The sequence below is a fragment of the Enterobacter sp. S-33 genome, assembly GCF_028735835.1.
Taxonomy (GTDB): Bacteria; Pseudomonadota; Gammaproteobacteria; order Enterobacterales; family Enterobacteriaceae; genus Enterobacter; species Enterobacter vonholyi.
Window position 1 is genome coordinate 4393553 of sequence record NZ_CP117838.1, and the last position, 15943, is coordinate 4409495.

Sequence of the window (15943 nt, forward strand, 5' to 3'; positions counted from 1 at the left end):
ATGTTCCTCAGGGATAGATGATTAATGAGTCAGGTCGCATTATACGTATGCGACCCATCGATGGCGACGCAAACTCAGCGCGTTTTTCGCCATCCGGCAAGCCAGACTACCACTCCGCCAGCCATCAGCCAGGCTGGCATCATCTGCCAGTCCGGACGATTGATCAGCAGCAGCGTACCGCTCAACAGCAGCGTTGCGCCAATCCCAAAGAGATAGCGGGACTGTCCCTGGCGAACACGGCTGGACTGAAGCTCGCGGGCGATTTTATCCATGCTGTGCTGAAGGTTCTTGCTCTGACGCAAACTGTCATAAACCAGTTCGGGAATTTCAGGCATTTTTTCTATCCAGAACGGGCCCTTCTCTTTCAGCGAGCGCACCAGCGCCGGAATGCCAACCTGATCCTTAATCCAGGATTCAAGGAAAGGTTTCGCAGTCTTCCACAAGTCTAACTGAGGATAGAGCTGTCGGCCTACACCCTCAACGTAAAGTAATGTTTTCTGAAGTAAAACTAGCTGTGGCTGAACTTCCATATTAAACCGGCGAGCCGTGTTGAACAGGTTCAACAGTACGTGCCCAAAGGAGATTTCCGCCAGCGGTTTTTCAAAAATCGGTTCGCAAACGGTCCGGATCGCAAACTCGAACTCTTCGACGTTGGTGTCCGGCGGAACCCAGCCGGAATCGACGTGCAGCTCGGCCACCTTACGGTAGTCGCGGTTGAAGAACGCGATGAAGTTCTCAGCCAGATACCGTTTATCTTCTTTGTTCAGCGACCCCACAATCCCGCAGTCGATACCGATATATTTCGGGTCCTCAGGGTGTTCGTAGCTCACAAAGATATTGCCCGGATGCATGTCCGCATGAAAAAAGCTGTCGCGGAATACCTGGGTAAAGAAGACCTGTACGCCACGTTCGGCCAGGAGCTTCATGTTTGTTCCCTGCTTCTCCAGGGCTACGACATCCGAAACCGGAATACCGTAGATACGCTCCATCACCATCATGTTCTGGCTGCAGTAGTCAGAATAGACTTCAGGTACATAGAGCATCGGGCTGTTTTCAAAGTTGCGGCGCAGCTGAATGGCGTTTGCCGATTCGCGCAGCAGGTTAAGCTCATCAATCAGCGTTTTTTCATATTCCCGCACCACTTCCAGTGGACGAAGGCGGCGCCCGTCCGGCAGCAAGCGTGGCACCCAGCGCGCCAGACGATAAATCAGCTTCATGTCCGCTTTGATGACTGGCAGGATGTCCGGACGAATAACTTTGATAACGACTTCTTTGCCGTTTTCTTTCAAACGCGCGGTGTGCACCTGCGCGATAGAGGCCGACGCCAGCGGCTGAATATCGAAATCGTCAAACCAGGTCTCGACGGGTACATTTCCCATCGCCTCTTCAATTTGCTTTTTCGCGCGCGCGCCGTCAAAGGGTGCGACGCGGTCCTGAAGCATTGCGAGTTCATCGGCAATGAGAGGCGGGAAGAGGTCGCGGCGGGTCGAAAGCATCTGCCCGAATTTAATCCATACCGGACCGAGTTCCTGCAGCGCCAGGCGCAGACGCTCACCCAGCGGTTGACCTTTGTGGCGATTGGGCATCCAGAACAGCATCCGCCGCCATATGCGAAGCGGCAGCGTGATGCGCATTTTGGGAATAAGCTCATCGAGCCCGTAGCTCAAAAAGGTGCGAATAATAAAATAGAGGCGCCGAATTTCACCAGGCGTCATTTGCCCTCCAGTTTTTCCAGCCGTTTGGTAAACGCATCAACCGCGCGTTCAACAGCAGCGGTTTCTTCCGCAAACCATGCAACTTCCAGTGGCCCGGGCGCCATTCGCCACTCCTCAGTCATCACTTCCGCCACATAGCGTTGTTGGCGCTGGAGGCTTTTACGCGCAAAGGAGGCGCCACCATGAAGGACTTTCCCGATGCCTTCGGCAGCAATGTCGCCGATAAAAGGCGCGAGCAGCTCTGCCGGATCGAACTCCGCCAGATCGGTGAGAGCAACGAAGTTCTGCACGACCTGAATGTCGCCTTCCACCTCCAGCTCACCGCTGCGGATAAGCGCCGTTAATTGCTGGCGATCGCGCAGTTTTGGCAGCACGCTCATGTGCGTGATGACCGAGCAGTCAGCTTCACCTTCCCACGCCCCCAGAACGTCAAGCTGGCGTTCGCTGAATACCAGCACAAGCGGCGTCGAGAACTCTTTTAAAACAATACGTAATATCTTCCCGTTTAGCCGCTGACGCGCTGCTTTCAGCGCCGGAGCACGATAGAGAAAGGCATTCAGTACGTTTTCGATACCTGCGGTGACTAAGGGCTTAAAGGGCACGGGACACCTCCACTCAGAACTTGTAACCGCGATGCAGCGCGACGACACCCGCCGTCAGGTTGAAATATTCAACGTTCTCAAATTCTGCATCCTGCATCATGGCTTTTAATGTGTCCTGATCCGGGTGCATACGGATAGATTCTGCCAGATAGCGGTAGCTTTCAGCGTCGTTAGCCACCAGCTCACCGATGCGCGGCAGCACGTGGAAGGAATAGGCGTCGTAGGCTTTGCTCAGCGGCTCAATAATCGGTTTGGAGAATTCAAGCACCAGCAGGCGTCCACCCGGCTTCAGCACGCGGTACATGGAGCGCAGCGCTTTTTCTTTATCGGTCACGTTACGCAGACCGAAGGAGATAGTGATGCAGTCAAAGGTATTGTCCGGGAACGGCAGCGCTTCGGCGTTTGCCTGCACATATTCAACATTCCCCACCACGCCGATGTTACGCAGCTTTTCGCGTCCCATTTTTAGCATGGAGTCATTAATATCGGCGAGAACAACGCGACCGGTTTCACCCACCAGACGAGAGAATTTCGCGGTTAAATCGCCCGTACCGCCAGCTAAATCCAGCACCGTTTGTCCGCGACGCACGCCGCTACAGTCAATGGTGAAGCGCTTCCACAAGCGATGAATGCCGAACGACATCAGGTCATTCATCACATCGTACTTCGCCGCCACGGAATGAAATACATGGGCCACCATGTCAGCTTTCTGCGCTTTGGCGACAGTCTGAAAGCCAAAGTGCGTTGTGTCTTGTGAATCGTCAGCCATCTTAGAGCCTGCTTATCAGTAAAATGTTCGTGAAGTGTATCAGATTGGGCGCGTTTGCCCTACGTTTCAACCACCGCGAAAAAAACGCGCTGGAATCTCGTCTGGTGATGAATCCGCCGCTAACGTGTTGTCTTCACTGTTTATCTTTTGTTCGTTCGCCCCTTCTCGCAGGCGAAACTCGTCGTCCTGGGCGGTGGCCTGCTCGACCAATTCCGGATTAATCTCGCGTTTAACTTCTACTCCCAGACTGCGGAATGATTCAGCCTGCGCCAGCAGATTGCCACGTCCGGAGGCGAGTTTTTTCATCGCCTGGCGATAGTTATCCTGCGCACGATCCAGGCTTTGCCCGACTGAAGACATGTCGTCCACAAAGAGGCGCATTTTGTCGTACAGCTTGCTGGCACGATCGGCAATCTGCTGCGCGTTGCGGCTCTGGTGCTCATAGCGCCACAGGTTCGCAATGGTGCGTAACGCCACCAGCAGCGTGGTGGGGCTGACCAACATAATATTATTTTTGAGCGCTTCGGTTATAAGCTCAGGCTGTCTGTCGAGTGCCAGCAGAAATGCGGGCTCTACCGGAATAAACATCAGGACATAGTCCAGTGAGCGCAAACCCGGCAACTGCTGGTAGTCTTTTCTGCCGAGCAGGCGAATGTGATTACGCACCGAGGCAATGTGCTCCTGCAGCGCCGATTCGCGGGTGTAGTCGTCCTCCGCGTTGAAGTAACGCTCATACGCTACCAGCGTCATCTTGGCGTCAATCACCACATCTTTGCCCTGCGGCAGCCGCACGATCACATCTGGCTGCATGCGCGAGCGGGCATCGTTTTCGATACTCACCTGCGTTTCGTATTCATATCCTTCCCGCAGGCCGGAAGCTTCCAGTACGCGGGTCAGCACCACCTCACCCCAGTTGCCCTGGGTTTTGTTGTCCCCTTTGAGCGCTCGGGTGAGGTTGACCGCTTCCTGCGCCATCTGTGCATTTAGCTGCTGAAGATTGCGAATCTCATGAGCCAGGGTGTGCCGCTCACGAGCTTCCTGACCAAAACTGTCCTGCACCTGACGACGAAAACCGTCCAGCTGCTCGCGCAGAGGCGTCAGCAGGCTGTTCAGGCTCTGGCGGTTTTGTTCGTCAACGCGGCGGTTGCTGTGCTCAAAAATGCGGTTCGCGAGGTTCTCAAACTGTTCGCTGAGACGCTGCTCGCTGTTGATCATCTGGCGGATTTTGTCTTCCGCATGCAGTTGGGTGGATTCAAGGCGGGTGGTCACTTCGCGGAGATCGGCCTCCAGTGACGTGTTGATATCACGCAGGTTGCGCAGCTCGTTGTTGAGCAACTCACACTCATCGCGCCAGTGTTCGCTCAGCGCAAGCTGCTGTTTTATAGCGCTTAAATCTGCGACCATCTCTTCTCGCTCAGCCAGCTGGTCGGCCTTCTGCTGCGCATGCTGGTAGCTGGAAATCAGCCAGCCAATCCCTAAGCTCACCAACGCAATCACCGCGTAAATCAGGATTGAGATATCCACAATGCCCCCTGCATCAACGTATTACCCGCACAAAATAGAATTGTGCTGTATAAACGTCCAGTTTGAAAGGGTTTTACTGCGAGGAGCTACGCAAAAAATAAAGGCCGAACGTGTCGGCCTTTGATTTAAGAAGAGAGGACTAGATCAGGCGACGCGCTGCTTCCACCACGATTTTCACTGCATGACTTTCGGTCTGCTTCATGGTTTCGGCGTTCGGGATCTCCTGCTGGGTACGGTTGACGATAACGCCCGCCACCATACCGGCACGCAGACCCTGGCTTGCACACATGGTCAGCAGCGTTGCGGATTCCATTTCGTAGTTCATCACACCCATGGACTGCCACTCTTCCATTGAGCCTTTGAAACGGCTAACCACGCGGCCTGAGAAGGTATCGTAACGCTCCTGGCCCGGGTAGAAGGTGTCGGAAGACGCGGTTACGCCCACGTGAGTGGTTGCGCCTACGGATTTCGCAGCTTCAACCAGCGCGGTGGTACATTCGAAATCAGCCACTGCCGGGAATTCCATTGGTGCAAAATGCAGGCTTGCGCCGTCCAGACGGACGGACGCGGTCGTGACCAGAACGTCGCCGACGTTGATATGCGGCTGAATAGCGCCGGTCGTACCGATACGCAGGAAAGTGCGGATGCCCAGCTGCGCCAGCTCTTCAACAGCAATAGACGTAGACGGACCACCGATACCGGTAGAGCACACGATCACCGCTTTGCCATCCAGCTCTGCGCGCCAGGTGGTGAACTCACGATGGGCAGCCAGCTTGACCGGCTTATCCATCAGCGCGGCGATCTTTTCCACACGCTCCGGATCGCCAGGGACGATGGCGAGCGTAGCCCCTTGTAAATCGTTTTTAGTGAGGCCGAGATGAAAAACATCAGACTTAGACATAGGTGACTCCTCTGTGGGTCGGTTAGTCAGAAGAAGTAAAACGGTACTTTACAGAAGCAGTAAGCATATTTTCGTGACGAATCTCACCATGAATAAAAATGGTTACATTGAATTTCCATAAAAAAGTGATTTACATCACATTAACAAGTTATATCGCCAGGTGCTGCACAAAAGATAGACCGTTTAAGGCACTGTGAGTTGTTAACCTGGTGTCTATATTTACCTTTGCGCTAACTCATTGGTACGGAGAATGCCATGACTGAAAAAACCGGTTTTGCACCTGCTGCGGCCCCACATGCTTCAACCATCGTGTCGACTCCAGAAGCGGCAATTACCGCGGGCGAGACCTCTATTCCCTCGCAGGGGGAGAATATGCCTGCTTATCACGCCCGACCAAAATCGGCAGAGGGTCCGCTACCCATCGTGATTGTGATTCAGGAGATATTTGGTGTTCACGAACACATTCGCGACCTCTGCCGCCGGCTGGCGCTGGAAGGGTATCTGGCCGTTGCGCCAGAGCTCTACTTCCGTCAGGGCGATCCGAACGACTACAGTGATATTCCAACATTGCTCAGCAACCTGGTCAGCAAAGTCCCGGACGCGCAGGTGCTGGCCGATCTCGATCATGTCGCCAGCTGGGCGGCGCGCAACGGCGGCGATCCGCATCGTCTGCTGGTCACCGGTTTCTGCTGGGGCGGTCGCATTAGCTGGCTGTATGCCGCGCATAACCCGCAGCTCAAAGCTGCTGTCGCCTGGTACGGCAAACTGGTGGGTGAAAAAACGCTGAATTCGCCTAAACATCCCGTCGATATCGCCACCGAGTTAAATGCCCCCGTGTTAGGGCTTTATGGCGGTCAGGACACCGGTATTTCGCTGGATTCGGTAGAAACCATGCGCCATGCGCTGCGTGCGGCCAATGCGAAGGCGGAGATTGTGGTGTACCCGGATGCCGGGCATGCGTTTAACGCCGATTATCGTCCGAGCTATCACGCGGAATCAGCCAAAGATGGCTGGCAGAGAATGCTGGCGTGGTTTAGCCAGTACGGCGGTAAGAAAGCCTAATAACAATAAGCCCGGAGGCGGTTACGCCTTACCGGGCCATCCAATACCCCTACGCCTGACGCAAATTCTGCGCTGCCTTCACCATGTTCGCCAGCGCTGCGCGGGTTTCAGGCCAGCCGCGGGTTTTCAGTCCGCAGTCCGGGTTTACCCAAAGACGCTCTGCCGGAATACGCTGGGCCGCTTTTTTCAGCAGGGCTTCAATCCACTCCACGCTCGGCACGTTCGGGGAGTGGATGTCGTACACGCCCGGCCCGATTTCGTTCGGGTAGTCGAATTCTTCAAACGACTCCAGCAGCTCCATATCTGAACGCGAGGTCTCAATAGTGATCACGTCGGCGTCCAGCGCGGCAATTGAATCCATGATGTCGTTAAATTCGCAATAACACATGTGGGTGTGGATCTGAGTGTCGTCCTTCGCCACCGCGGCGTTGATGCGGAACGCCTCCACGCCCCACTGCAGGTAGGCGTCCCAGTCGCTGCGACGCAGCGGCAGACCTTCGCGCAGGGCCGGTTCGTCAATCTGAATAATGCCAATGCCTGCGGCTTCCAGATCCGCCACCTCATCACGCAGCGCCAGGGCGATCTGTTTGGCGATGGTTTCACGGGTCACGTCTTCACGCGGGAAGGACCAGCAAAGAATGGTCACAGGACCGGTGAGCATGCCTTTCACCGGCTTGTCGGTCAGGGACTGGGCGTACTTCGCCCACTCAACCGTGATCGCTTCCGGACGGCTGACGTCACCGATGACCACCGGCGGCTTCACGCATCGGGAGCCATAGCTCTGCACCCAGCCGTTCTGGGTAAAGACGAAGCCGTCCAGGTGCTCGCCAAAGTATTCCACCATGTCATTACGCTCTGCTTCACCGTGCACCAGCACGTCCAGCCCAAGGCGTTCCTGCTCGATAATCGCCTGCTTGATGTGTTCCGCGATCCCGGTGCGGTAGTGATTCGCATCCAGATTGCCCTTTTTAAAGTCCAGACGCAGGCCGCGGATCTCGCTGGTCTGCGGGAAGGAACCAATCGTCGTGGTCGGCCACGCAGGTAGATTGAAGCGGGCGCGCTGGGCTTCGGCGCGCACCTCATACGGGCTCTGGCGCTGGCTGTCCTGGGCGGTGATGGCCGCCAGACGTTTTTCCACCGCCGGGTTATGCACGCGCGCGGAGTGGCGGCGCGCCCGGATCGGGGCGCTCCATTCGGTAATTGCCGCCGTGTCGCCGCTGTTCAGCGCGTCGCGCAGCAGGGCCAGCTCTTCACATTTTTGCAGCGCGAAGGCAAACCAGCTCTTTACTTCAGGGTCGAGACGGGTTTCCACGCTCAGGTCGATCGGGCTGTGCAGCAGCGAGCAGGACGAGGCCACCCACAGCTCACGTTTACCGACGATGTCTTTGATTTGTGCGTATTTCTCGGTCAGATCGGCGCGCCAGACGTTACGGCCATTCACCAGACCGGCGGAGAGCAGCCAGTCTGCGGGCAGGCGCTTATGCAGCTCCGTCACATCATCTTTACCGTGTACAAGGTCTACGTGCAGGCCCTGCACCGGCAGCGCGGTAATCGTGTTCAGGTTCGGCGTCACGCCTTCGAAATAGGTTGTCAGTAGCAGCTTCACCTCCCCGGTGAGCGCATCATACGCCGGTTTGAAGGCATCGAGCCATTCCTGAGGCAACTCGAGCACCAGCGCCGGTTCGTCGATTTGCACCCACTGAATGCCGCGTTTGCCCAGCTCAATCAGCACCTGTTTGTAGACCGGCAGAATGTCCTTCAGCAGGCTCAGACGATCGAACTGCTCGCCTTTGACTTTCCCCAGCCACAGATAGGTCACTGGCCCCAGCAGCACGGGTTTAACCTGGTGGCCCAGCGCCAGCGCTTCGTCCACTTCATCCAGAAGCTGCGTCCAGGTCAGTTTAAACTGCTGACCTTTTACGAACTCCGGCACCATATAGTGATAGTTAGTGTTAAACCACTTAGTCATTTCCGCCGCTGCCGCTGGCTCACCCGTTGGCGCACGGCCACGGCCGATGCGGAACAGGGTATCGATATCTACCGATCCATCTTTGTTCTGATGACGAGCCGGCACGTTGCCAAGCAGCAGGCTGGTCGTCAGAACATGGTCGTACCAGGCGAAATCGCCCACCGGCAGCAGGTCAATGCCCGCCTGCTTCTGCTGATCCCAGTGGCGGGCGCGCAGCTCGCGTCCCACCGCCAGCAGCTCTTCACGCGTGGCGTTACCCGCCCAGTAGCTTTCTTGCGCTTTTTTCAGCTCGCGACGCAGGCCAACGCGAGGGAAACCGAGAGTGTGATTGCGGATTGTCATGGTGTACCCCTTGTGAAATTCGTTATTTAGACGTCCAGATGTTTACACTTCTATAATTGGCAGGTACTGTATATTCCTCAAGCGCAAAATGTTCATGGCGAAGTGAAGGACTTTCATGATCGAGATTAAACACCTGAAAACGCTACAAGCGTTGCGAAACTGCGGTTCGCTCGCGGCTGCTGCGGCCACGCTGCACCAGACACAGTCCGCCCTTTCTCACCAGTTCAGCGATCTGGAACAACGCCTCGGCTTCCGTCTTTTTGTGCGTAAAAGCCAGCCGCTACGCTTTACGCCGCAGGGTGAAATTCTCCTTCAGCTGGCGAATCAGGTTCTGCCACAGATCGCGAGCGCGCTGCAGGCGTGTAACGAACCGCAGCAGACCAAACTGCGTATCGCTATTGAGTGCCACAGCTGTATTCAGTGGCTGACCCCCGCGCTTGAGAACTTCCGCCAGAAGTGGCCGCAGGTGGAGATGGACTTTAAATCCGGCGTGACGTTCGACCCGCAGCCCTCGCTGCAGCAGGGCGAGCTGGATCTGGTCATGACCTCTGACATTCTGCCGCGCAGCGGCCTGCACTATTCGCCGATGTTTGATTATGAGGTGCGCCTGGTGCTGGCGCCGGACCACCCGCTGGCGGCCAAAACGCGCATCACGCCGGAAGACCTGGCGACGGAAACGCTGCTGATTTACCCGGTTCAGCGCAGTCGTCTGGATATCTGGCGTCACTTCCTGCAGCCCGCGGGCATTAGCCCGCAGCTAAAAAGCGTGGATAACACCCTGCTGCTGATTCAGATGGTGGCGGCCAGAATGGGTATCGCGGCGCTGCCGCACTGGGTGGTGGAGAGCTTTGAACGCCAGGGTCTGGTGGTGACCAAAACCCTGGGAGAAGGACTGTGGAGCCGGCTGTACGCTGCCGTGCGCGATGGGGAGCAGCGTCAGCCGATTACGGAGGCGTTTATTCGCTCAGCGCGGAACCACGCGTGCGACCATCTTCCATTTGTGCGGAGCGCGGAGCGACCCAGCGTCGATGGACCCACAGCGAAGCCAGGATCACCGCTCCCCCAATAAGGAAGCTTGGCCAGTGCGGCTGTTGCTGCCAGATGGCAAGGTTGACCAGCAGCCCTGCCGGGACATGCACGTTGTTCATAATCCCCAGCGTACCGGCGTCGACCTGCGTCGCGCCGTAGTTCCACATGAAGTACCCCAACCCGGAAGCCACGACGCCCAGCCAGACCAGCACGCCCCACTGCACGGACGTAGTCGGCAACTTTTGCGGGTTACCGAGCATAAACCACGCCGCTACCGCGACAATCGCGGCGCCCATATAAAACCATGCGAACGCGTTATGCTGCGGCATCGGACGGGTTTCCATCAGGCGTTTGTAGCCCACCATGCCGATAGCGAAACTGATGTTGGCGAGCTGGACGAACATCAGCCCGGTCCAGAAGTGATCGCTTACTTTGTCGTAGCGAATAATCGCCGCGCCAATCACCGCCAGCGCCGCGCTCAGCAGGTATCCCCAGCGCAGACGGCGTTTACTCAGCAGATCGTAAATCAGCGTGATGTAGAGCGGCGTCAGCACGGTAAAGAGCAGGAATTCCGAGACGGACAGATAGACGTAAGCCCGGAAGCTGAACAAATACATGATGCCGAGCTGCATCGCCCCCACCAGCATATACAGCACAATCGTTTTCAGCGACTGTCCGCGCGTGCGCAGAAACGGCAGGAACACCAGTGCCGCCAGCCCCACGCGCATCAGCACCGAGAAGTAGCTGTCGACCGAACCGGCAAGGTATTCGCCAATCAGGCTAAAGGAGAAGGCCCACAGGATAGTGGTGATAATGAGTAGCGCCACAATGCTTGTCTCTCAGAAAGAAGGAGAGGCATTGTAGCGAACTCTTTAGTTGACAACTGAGCAATAAACAATCAAGTGAAGATTATTCAAGGAACAGCTTGCGCAGATACTTCGGTACCGCGTTGTCAGCGTTAGAACCAATGACTTCCAGTTCAGGGTGGAGATCCTTCAGACGCTGGTGCGCGTTCTGCATGATGCAGCCCTTGCCTGCCATTGAAAGCATCTCGGCGTCGTTCATGCCGTCACCGAAGGCGATACAGTCTTTCAGCCCGAAGCCCAGGCGTTTCGCAACCGCTTCCAGCGCGTGACCTTTGGAGACGCCACCCGCCATCACTTCAAGACAGGTCAGGGTTGAGAAGCTTACGTTGACGCGATCGCCCCAGCGAGCGTTGATCGCCTGTTCCAGCGGGAGCAGCTCTTCGTGGCTGTCGCAGGTGAAGAACACCTTGCTGATCCCTTCCGGCTCCAGCAGGCCCGGTTCGTAAAGGGAGTAGTTGAATACCGCTTCCTTGAAGAAACGCATTTCATCCGGGCGGTGGCGGTTCATAAACCAGTCGTCGTCGCGGTAAACGTTAGTGACGATAGCCGGGTTGTTATGCACCACGCCAAACAGATCGGCGGCAATATCGCGATCCAGGTTGTGGGTAAAGATCAGGTTGCCGTCGGTATCATGCACGCGCGCACCGTTGGAGGTGATCATGTACGATTTGATCTCGAGATTATCGCGGATCTGCCCCACGTCGACGTGGTGGCGGCCGGTGGCGAACACAAAGTTCACGCCACGGGCAGTCAGGAGTTTTAAGGTCTCTTTCGCGTAAGGCGACAGGGTGTGGTCGGGGGAAAGCAGCGTGCCATCTAAATCAGATGCAACAACCTGGTACATAGGGATTTCAACCTCTGGTGGAAAACAAAAATCAATTATGCCTGTTGAAAAATTCAACAATGGCGTTGAGCGCGACTGAGCGCATAGCGTCCTTTTCAAAAAGGATCTCATGGAACGCGCCGTTAATGACCAGCGGTTTACCCCCTTCACAAGGGTGACCGGCAGCAGCGCGCAGTTCACAATAGCGGTCATGCATGCGGTTATCCACCACACGCTCTTCTTCCGCCTGAATCAGAAGCGTCGGCGTATCATCATCGCCTACGCCCGCCAGCACCTGCTCACCGGCCATAATACCCTCCCGCACCCAGTGCCAGGTCGGGCCGCCGACGCGTAAGCGTGGTTCATCGGCATAAAAGCGCAGGTTGCGGCGATAACGCTGCCGACTGTGGGTTAAGACGTTGATGGCGAACGGCAGCGCGCGCCAGCGTCCTGTACCTATGGCGTAACCTTCACGAATGCGCTGATGGCCCTCAGCCCAGTCAAGAAGATGGCGCACCATCCAGTCAGGAAAACGGATAACGATACCGTACATCGGCGCGGTCAGCGCAATGGCATCGCACTGGTGTTCATAACGCTGCAAAAACAGCGTCGATATCGCGCCCCCCATGGAGTGCGCAAGGATGTATCGCTTACGCCAGGGACCGGGCTGAACGTCCTGCTGCCAGAACGCGGCAAAATCGTCGACGTAATCGCTGAAGCGATCGACGTGCCCACGGTGCGTGTCCGGAAGCATACGTCCGGACAGCCCCTGCCCACGGTGGTCGATAATCAGGACATCGAACCCCATATGGACCAGGTCGTAGGCCAGCTCAGCGTATTTAACGTAGCTTTCAATACGCCCAGGGCAGACCACAATCACCCGGTCATTTTTTTCATTTCGGAAACGAACGAAACGCACCGGGATGCCCCCGACGCCCGTAAACTCATCTTCCTCACGCTGCCGCCAGAAATCGGTCAGCGGCCCCATAGAGAAAGCAGCAAAAGCGTTTTCTCGTGTTTCCCAGTCCTTTTTCTGCTGAAACATTGGGTTTCCACTCACGTAATCCAGGGAATATCGTTTTTTTCGTCACCGGTCACAAAATGACTCAATAATAGCGTATTGTGGCATAAAAATAGACGGTTCGGGAGTTTCAAATGACCTTCGAGTGGTGGTTCGCCTACCTGCTGACATCCATTATCCTCAGCCTTTCTCCGGGTTCGGGTGCTATTAACACCATGACTACCTCCATCAACCACGGTTACCGCGGTGCGGTGGCGTCGATTGCCGGTTTGCAGGCCGGGCTGGGCATTCATATTGTGCTGGTTGGGATTGGTCTGGGGACACTTTTCTCCCGCTCGGTGCTGGCGTTTGAAGTGCTGAAATGGGCCGGGGCAGCCTATCTGATTTGGCTCGGCATCCAGCAGTGGCGCGCTGCAGGTTCCATCAACCTGAATACTCTCGCGCAGACGCAAAACCGCGGCCATCTGTTTAAGCGGGCGGTGTTCGTCAACCTGACCAACCCGAAGAGCATCGTTTTCCTCGCCGCGCTGTTCCCGCAGTTTATCGTTCCGCATCAGCCGCAGGTGATGCAGTACGTGGTGCTGGGCGCGACCACCATTATCGTCGATATCATCGTGATGATTGGTTACGCGACGCTGGCGCAGCGAATTGCGGCGTGGATTAAAGGGCCTAAGCAGATGAAGGCCCTGAATAAAGTCTTTGGCTCGCTGTTTATGCTGGTTGGCGCGCTGCTTGCGTCAGCGCGTCATGCTTAGCGAGAAATAATGAGATGAATGCCGAAGCCGGCGAACAGCGCGCCGGCGCAGCCGTCAATCCACTTCGCGATACGCTGGTAGCCGCGGCGCATCGCCGGTAAGGCGAACAGGCTGGCCACGATAGTAAACCAGGCAAAGGTTTCAACGACGATCAGCAGGAAGATGCCCCAGCGTGCGCCCGCACCGACGCTATCGCCGACAAACAGCGAGAACACGGAGCCGAAATAGATAATCGCTTTTGGGTTCGCCAGATTAGTCAGCAACCCTTTTACAAAGCTGCGACCGCCCGTTGCCAGCTCCACCTTTGGCTCTTCCGGTTTTTTCTCTTCTTTCTTCAGCGCCCCGCGCAGCATCTGGTAGCCCATCCAGCACAGGTACAGCCCGCCGCCGACCATAATGATGTTATGCAGCCAGGCCATCTTCGCCAGGATCAGGTTCAGACCGAGCAGCGCAACGGCCGCCCAGACCATAACACCCATGGTGATACCGAGCACGCCCATCATCGCCTCTTTTCGGGAGCGGCTGACGGCCGTTTGTGACACGAAGAAAAAGTCCGGACCGGGGCTCATCAGCGCAACGATGTGCACTAATGCCACGGTGAGAAATAGCATTAACATAATTAGCTCGCGGGGAAATAATTTAGTGAGTCATCATCCTGGCACTTTTTCGCCCGGCTGACTACTCTTCATCGTCGCCGTCGGCGTGAGAGCGGATGAGCGCCATAAACTCTTTACCGAAGCGCTCCAGCTTGCGCGTCCCCACGCCGTTGACGCTGAGCATCTCGCTGGCGCTAAGCGGCATCTGCTCGGCCATCTCAATCAGCGTCGCGTCGTTGAACACCACGTAAGGCGGGATGTTTTCTTCGTCGGCGATGGCCTTACGCAGCTTGCGCAGTTTGGCGAACAGCTTGCGGTCGTAGTTGCCGCCGTAGGATTTCTGCATCACGCGCGGCTTCAGGGCGATGACGCGCGGCACGGCGAGCTTGAGCTCAACGTCACCGCGCAGGACCGGGCGCGCCGCCTCGGTCAGCTGCAGGGCGGAGTGCTGGGCAATGTTCTGCGTGGCGAAGCCGAGGTGGATTAGCTGGCGAATGATACTCACCCAGTGTTCGTGGCTCTGCTCCTTGCCAATACCGTAGACCGGCAGCTTATCGTGGCCCATATCGCGGATACGCTGGTTATTGGCACCGCGCAGCACCTCCACCACGTAGCCCATCCCGAAGCGCTGGTTCACGCGGTAAATGGTCGAGAGCGCCTTACGCGCGTCCATCAGGCCATCGTACTGTTTCGGCGGATCCAGGCAGATATCGCAGTTGCCGCACGGCTCCTGTCGCCCTTCACCAAAGTAGTTGAGCAGAACCAGACGACGGCAGGTTTGCGCTTCGGCAAACGCGCCCATCGCGTTGAGCTTGTGGCGCTCGATATCCTGCAGCTGTCCCTGCGGCTTCTCTTCCAGACAGCGCCGCAGCCACGCCATATCGGCCGGATCGTAAAACAGCATCGCTTCCGCAGGCAGGCCGTCGCGCCCGGCGCGGCCGGTTTCCTGATAGTAGGATTCGATATTGCGCGGAATGTCGAAATGCACCACAAAGCGCACGTTGGGCTTGTTGATCCCCATCCCAAACGCCACCGTCGCGACCACGATCTGCAGGTCATCGCGCTGGAATTTCTCCTGCACGTCGGCGCGGATGTGGTTCTCTAACCCGGCATGATACGCGGCGGCGCTAAAGCCGCGGTTTTGCAGACGCGCGGCGGTGTCTTCCACCTTTGCACGGCTGTTGCAGTAGATGATGCCGGACTTGCCGCGCTGCTCCTGGACGTAGCGCAGGAGCTGATCCAGCGGCTTGAATTTTTCCATCAGCATATAGCGGATGTTGGGACGGTCGAAGCTGCTGACCTGGATATAGGGGTCGTTCAGCCCGAGCAGGCGAACGATATCCAGCCGCGTGGTGTCATCCGCCGTGGCGGTAAGCGCCATAAACGGCAGCTCGGGGAAGCGCTGACGCAGCTGGCCGAGGGCGGCATATTCCGGGCGGAAATCGTGTCCCCACTGGGAAATACAGTGCGCTTCATCCACCGCCAGCAGGACCGGGTTCCAGTGCGCCAGGTGGTCGAGGAAGTTATCCAGCATCAGGCGCTCCGGCGCGATATACAGCAGGCGGATCTGCCCGGTGCGGCACCCGGCCATGACCTCTTGCTGCTGCTCCCGGGTTTGGGTCGAGTTGAGACAGGCCGCCGCCACGCCGTTGGCGAGTAGCTGGTCAACCTGGTCTTTCATCAGAGAAATGAGGGGGGATACCACGACCGTCAGGCCGTTAAGCACCAGCGCGGGAACCTGATAACAGAGGGACTTGCCGCCGCCGGTCGGCATTACCACCAGGCAATCACGACCTTCCAGCACCGTTTCAATGATGGTTTCCTGGCCAGGGCGGAACTGCTGGTAGCCAAAGGTTTCATGCAAAACCTGTTTAGCCAGCGACTCCTGATTCAATACTTCCGCCTGCGCCACGTTAACCCCATATGCCTGAAATGAAACAGGCGCTATTTTCAGCGCCTGAGAGAGAAA

The 15943-nt window shown here is 56.8% G+C and carries 14 protein-coding genes; 3 read left to right on the forward strand and 11 right to left on the reverse strand.

What is annotated here, in order from left to right; translation table 11 throughout:
- Positions 1-74: 74 nt before the first annotated feature.
- From ubiB to udp, 5 genes are all read right to left on the reverse strand, one after another.
- On the reverse strand, positions 75-1715 hold the full coding sequence (gene ubiB, locus PUP35_RS20905) for a ubiquinone biosynthesis regulatory protein kinase UbiB (RefSeq protein WP_111963544.1): 1641 nt from the start codon (positions 1713-1715) through the stop codon (positions 75-77).
- Positions 1712-2317: a ubiquinone biosynthesis protein UbiJ gene (gene ubiJ / locus PUP35_RS20910; RefSeq protein ID WP_111963543.1), complete on the reverse strand. Its 606-nt coding sequence runs from the start codon at positions 2315-2317 to the stop codon at positions 1712-1714. The genes ubiB and ubiJ overlap by 4 nt, the downstream gene beginning before the upstream one ends.
- A gap of 13 nt (positions 2318-2330) precedes the next feature.
- Positions 2331-3086: a bifunctional demethylmenaquinone methyltransferase/2-methoxy-6-polyprenyl-1,4-benzoquinol methylase UbiE gene (gene ubiE, locus PUP35_RS20915; protein ID WP_023309612.1), complete on the reverse strand. Its 756-nt coding sequence runs from the start codon at positions 3084-3086 to the stop codon at positions 2331-2333.
- A gap of 66 nt (positions 3087-3152) precedes the next feature.
- Positions 3153-4610, reverse strand: a complete 1458-nt coding sequence (rmuC, locus tag PUP35_RS20920) for a DNA recombination protein RmuC (RefSeq protein ID WP_271369700.1) — start codon at positions 4608-4610, stop codon at positions 3153-3155.
- A gap of 139 nt (positions 4611-4749) precedes the next feature.
- Positions 4750-5511, reverse strand: a complete 762-nt coding sequence (gene udp, locus PUP35_RS20925; RefSeq protein WP_003860792.1) for a uridine phosphorylase — start codon at positions 5509-5511, stop codon at positions 4750-4752.
- A 255-nt stretch (positions 5512-5766) separates the two neighbouring features.
- On the opposite strand from udp, the gene PUP35_RS20930 reads away from it, so the two are divergent.
- Positions 5767-6573, forward strand: a complete 807-nt coding sequence (locus PUP35_RS20930) for a dienelactone hydrolase family protein (protein WP_115877022.1) — start codon at positions 5767-5769, stop codon at positions 6571-6573.
- A 49-nt stretch (positions 6574-6622) separates the two neighbouring features.
- Here the strand turns inward: PUP35_RS20930 and metE are convergent, their stop codons facing one another.
- Positions 6623-8884, reverse strand: coding sequence for a 5-methyltetrahydropteroyltriglutamate--homocysteine S-methyltransferase (metE, locus tag PUP35_RS20935; RefSeq protein ID WP_274241235.1), 2262 nt, complete (start codon positions 8882-8884; stop codon positions 6623-6625).
- A gap of 115 nt (positions 8885-8999) precedes the next feature.
- Between metE and metR the strand changes: the two genes are divergently transcribed.
- Complete coding sequence (gene metR / locus PUP35_RS20940) at positions 9000-9953, forward strand: HTH-type transcriptional regulator MetR (RefSeq protein ID WP_274241236.1); 954 nt, start codon at positions 9000-9002, stop codon at positions 9951-9953.
- On the opposite strand, the gene PUP35_RS20945 is transcribed toward metR, so the two are convergent.
- The 3 genes from PUP35_RS20945 to pldB form a co-directional block, all read right to left on the reverse strand.
- On the reverse strand, positions 9841-10740 hold the full coding sequence (locus PUP35_RS20945) for a carboxylate/amino acid/amine transporter (RefSeq protein ID WP_274241239.1): 900 nt from the start codon (positions 10738-10740) through the stop codon (positions 9841-9843). The two genes, metR and PUP35_RS20945, sit on opposite strands and share 113 nt — an antisense overlap.
- Positions 10741-10822: 82 nt before the next feature.
- Positions 10823-11623, reverse strand: coding sequence for a sugar/pyridoxal phosphate phosphatase YigL (yigL, locus tag PUP35_RS20950; RefSeq protein ID WP_029741831.1), 801 nt, complete (start codon positions 11621-11623; stop codon positions 10823-10825).
- Between the two features lie 31 nt (positions 11624-11654).
- Positions 11655-12647 (reverse strand): lysophospholipase L2, encoded by a 993-nt coding sequence (gene pldB / locus PUP35_RS20955; protein WP_111963538.1) that lies wholly within the window; start codon positions 12645-12647, stop codon positions 11655-11657.
- Between the two features lie 110 nt (positions 12648-12757).
- Here pldB and rhtB point away from each other — a divergent pair, with 110 nt between their 5' ends.
- Complete coding sequence (rhtB, locus tag PUP35_RS20960; RefSeq protein ID WP_111963537.1) at positions 12758-13378, forward strand: homoserine/homoserine lactone efflux protein; 621 nt, start codon at positions 12758-12760, stop codon at positions 13376-13378.
- On the opposite strand, the gene rhtC is transcribed toward rhtB, so the two are convergent.
- Together rhtC and recQ are read right to left on the reverse strand one after the other, a co-directional pair.
- Positions 13375-13995, reverse strand: a complete 621-nt coding sequence (gene rhtC, locus PUP35_RS20965; RefSeq protein ID WP_111963536.1) for a threonine export protein RhtC — start codon at positions 13993-13995, stop codon at positions 13375-13377. The two genes, rhtB and rhtC, sit on opposite strands and share 4 nt — an antisense overlap.
- 61 nt (positions 13996-14056) lie before the next feature.
- The gene (gene recQ, locus PUP35_RS20970; protein WP_029741834.1) at positions 14057-15886 is read right to left on the reverse strand and encodes an ATP-dependent DNA helicase RecQ; all 1830 of its coding nucleotides are present in this window, start codon (positions 15884-15886) and stop codon (positions 14057-14059) included.
- Between the last annotated feature and the right edge of the window lie 57 nt (positions 15887-15943).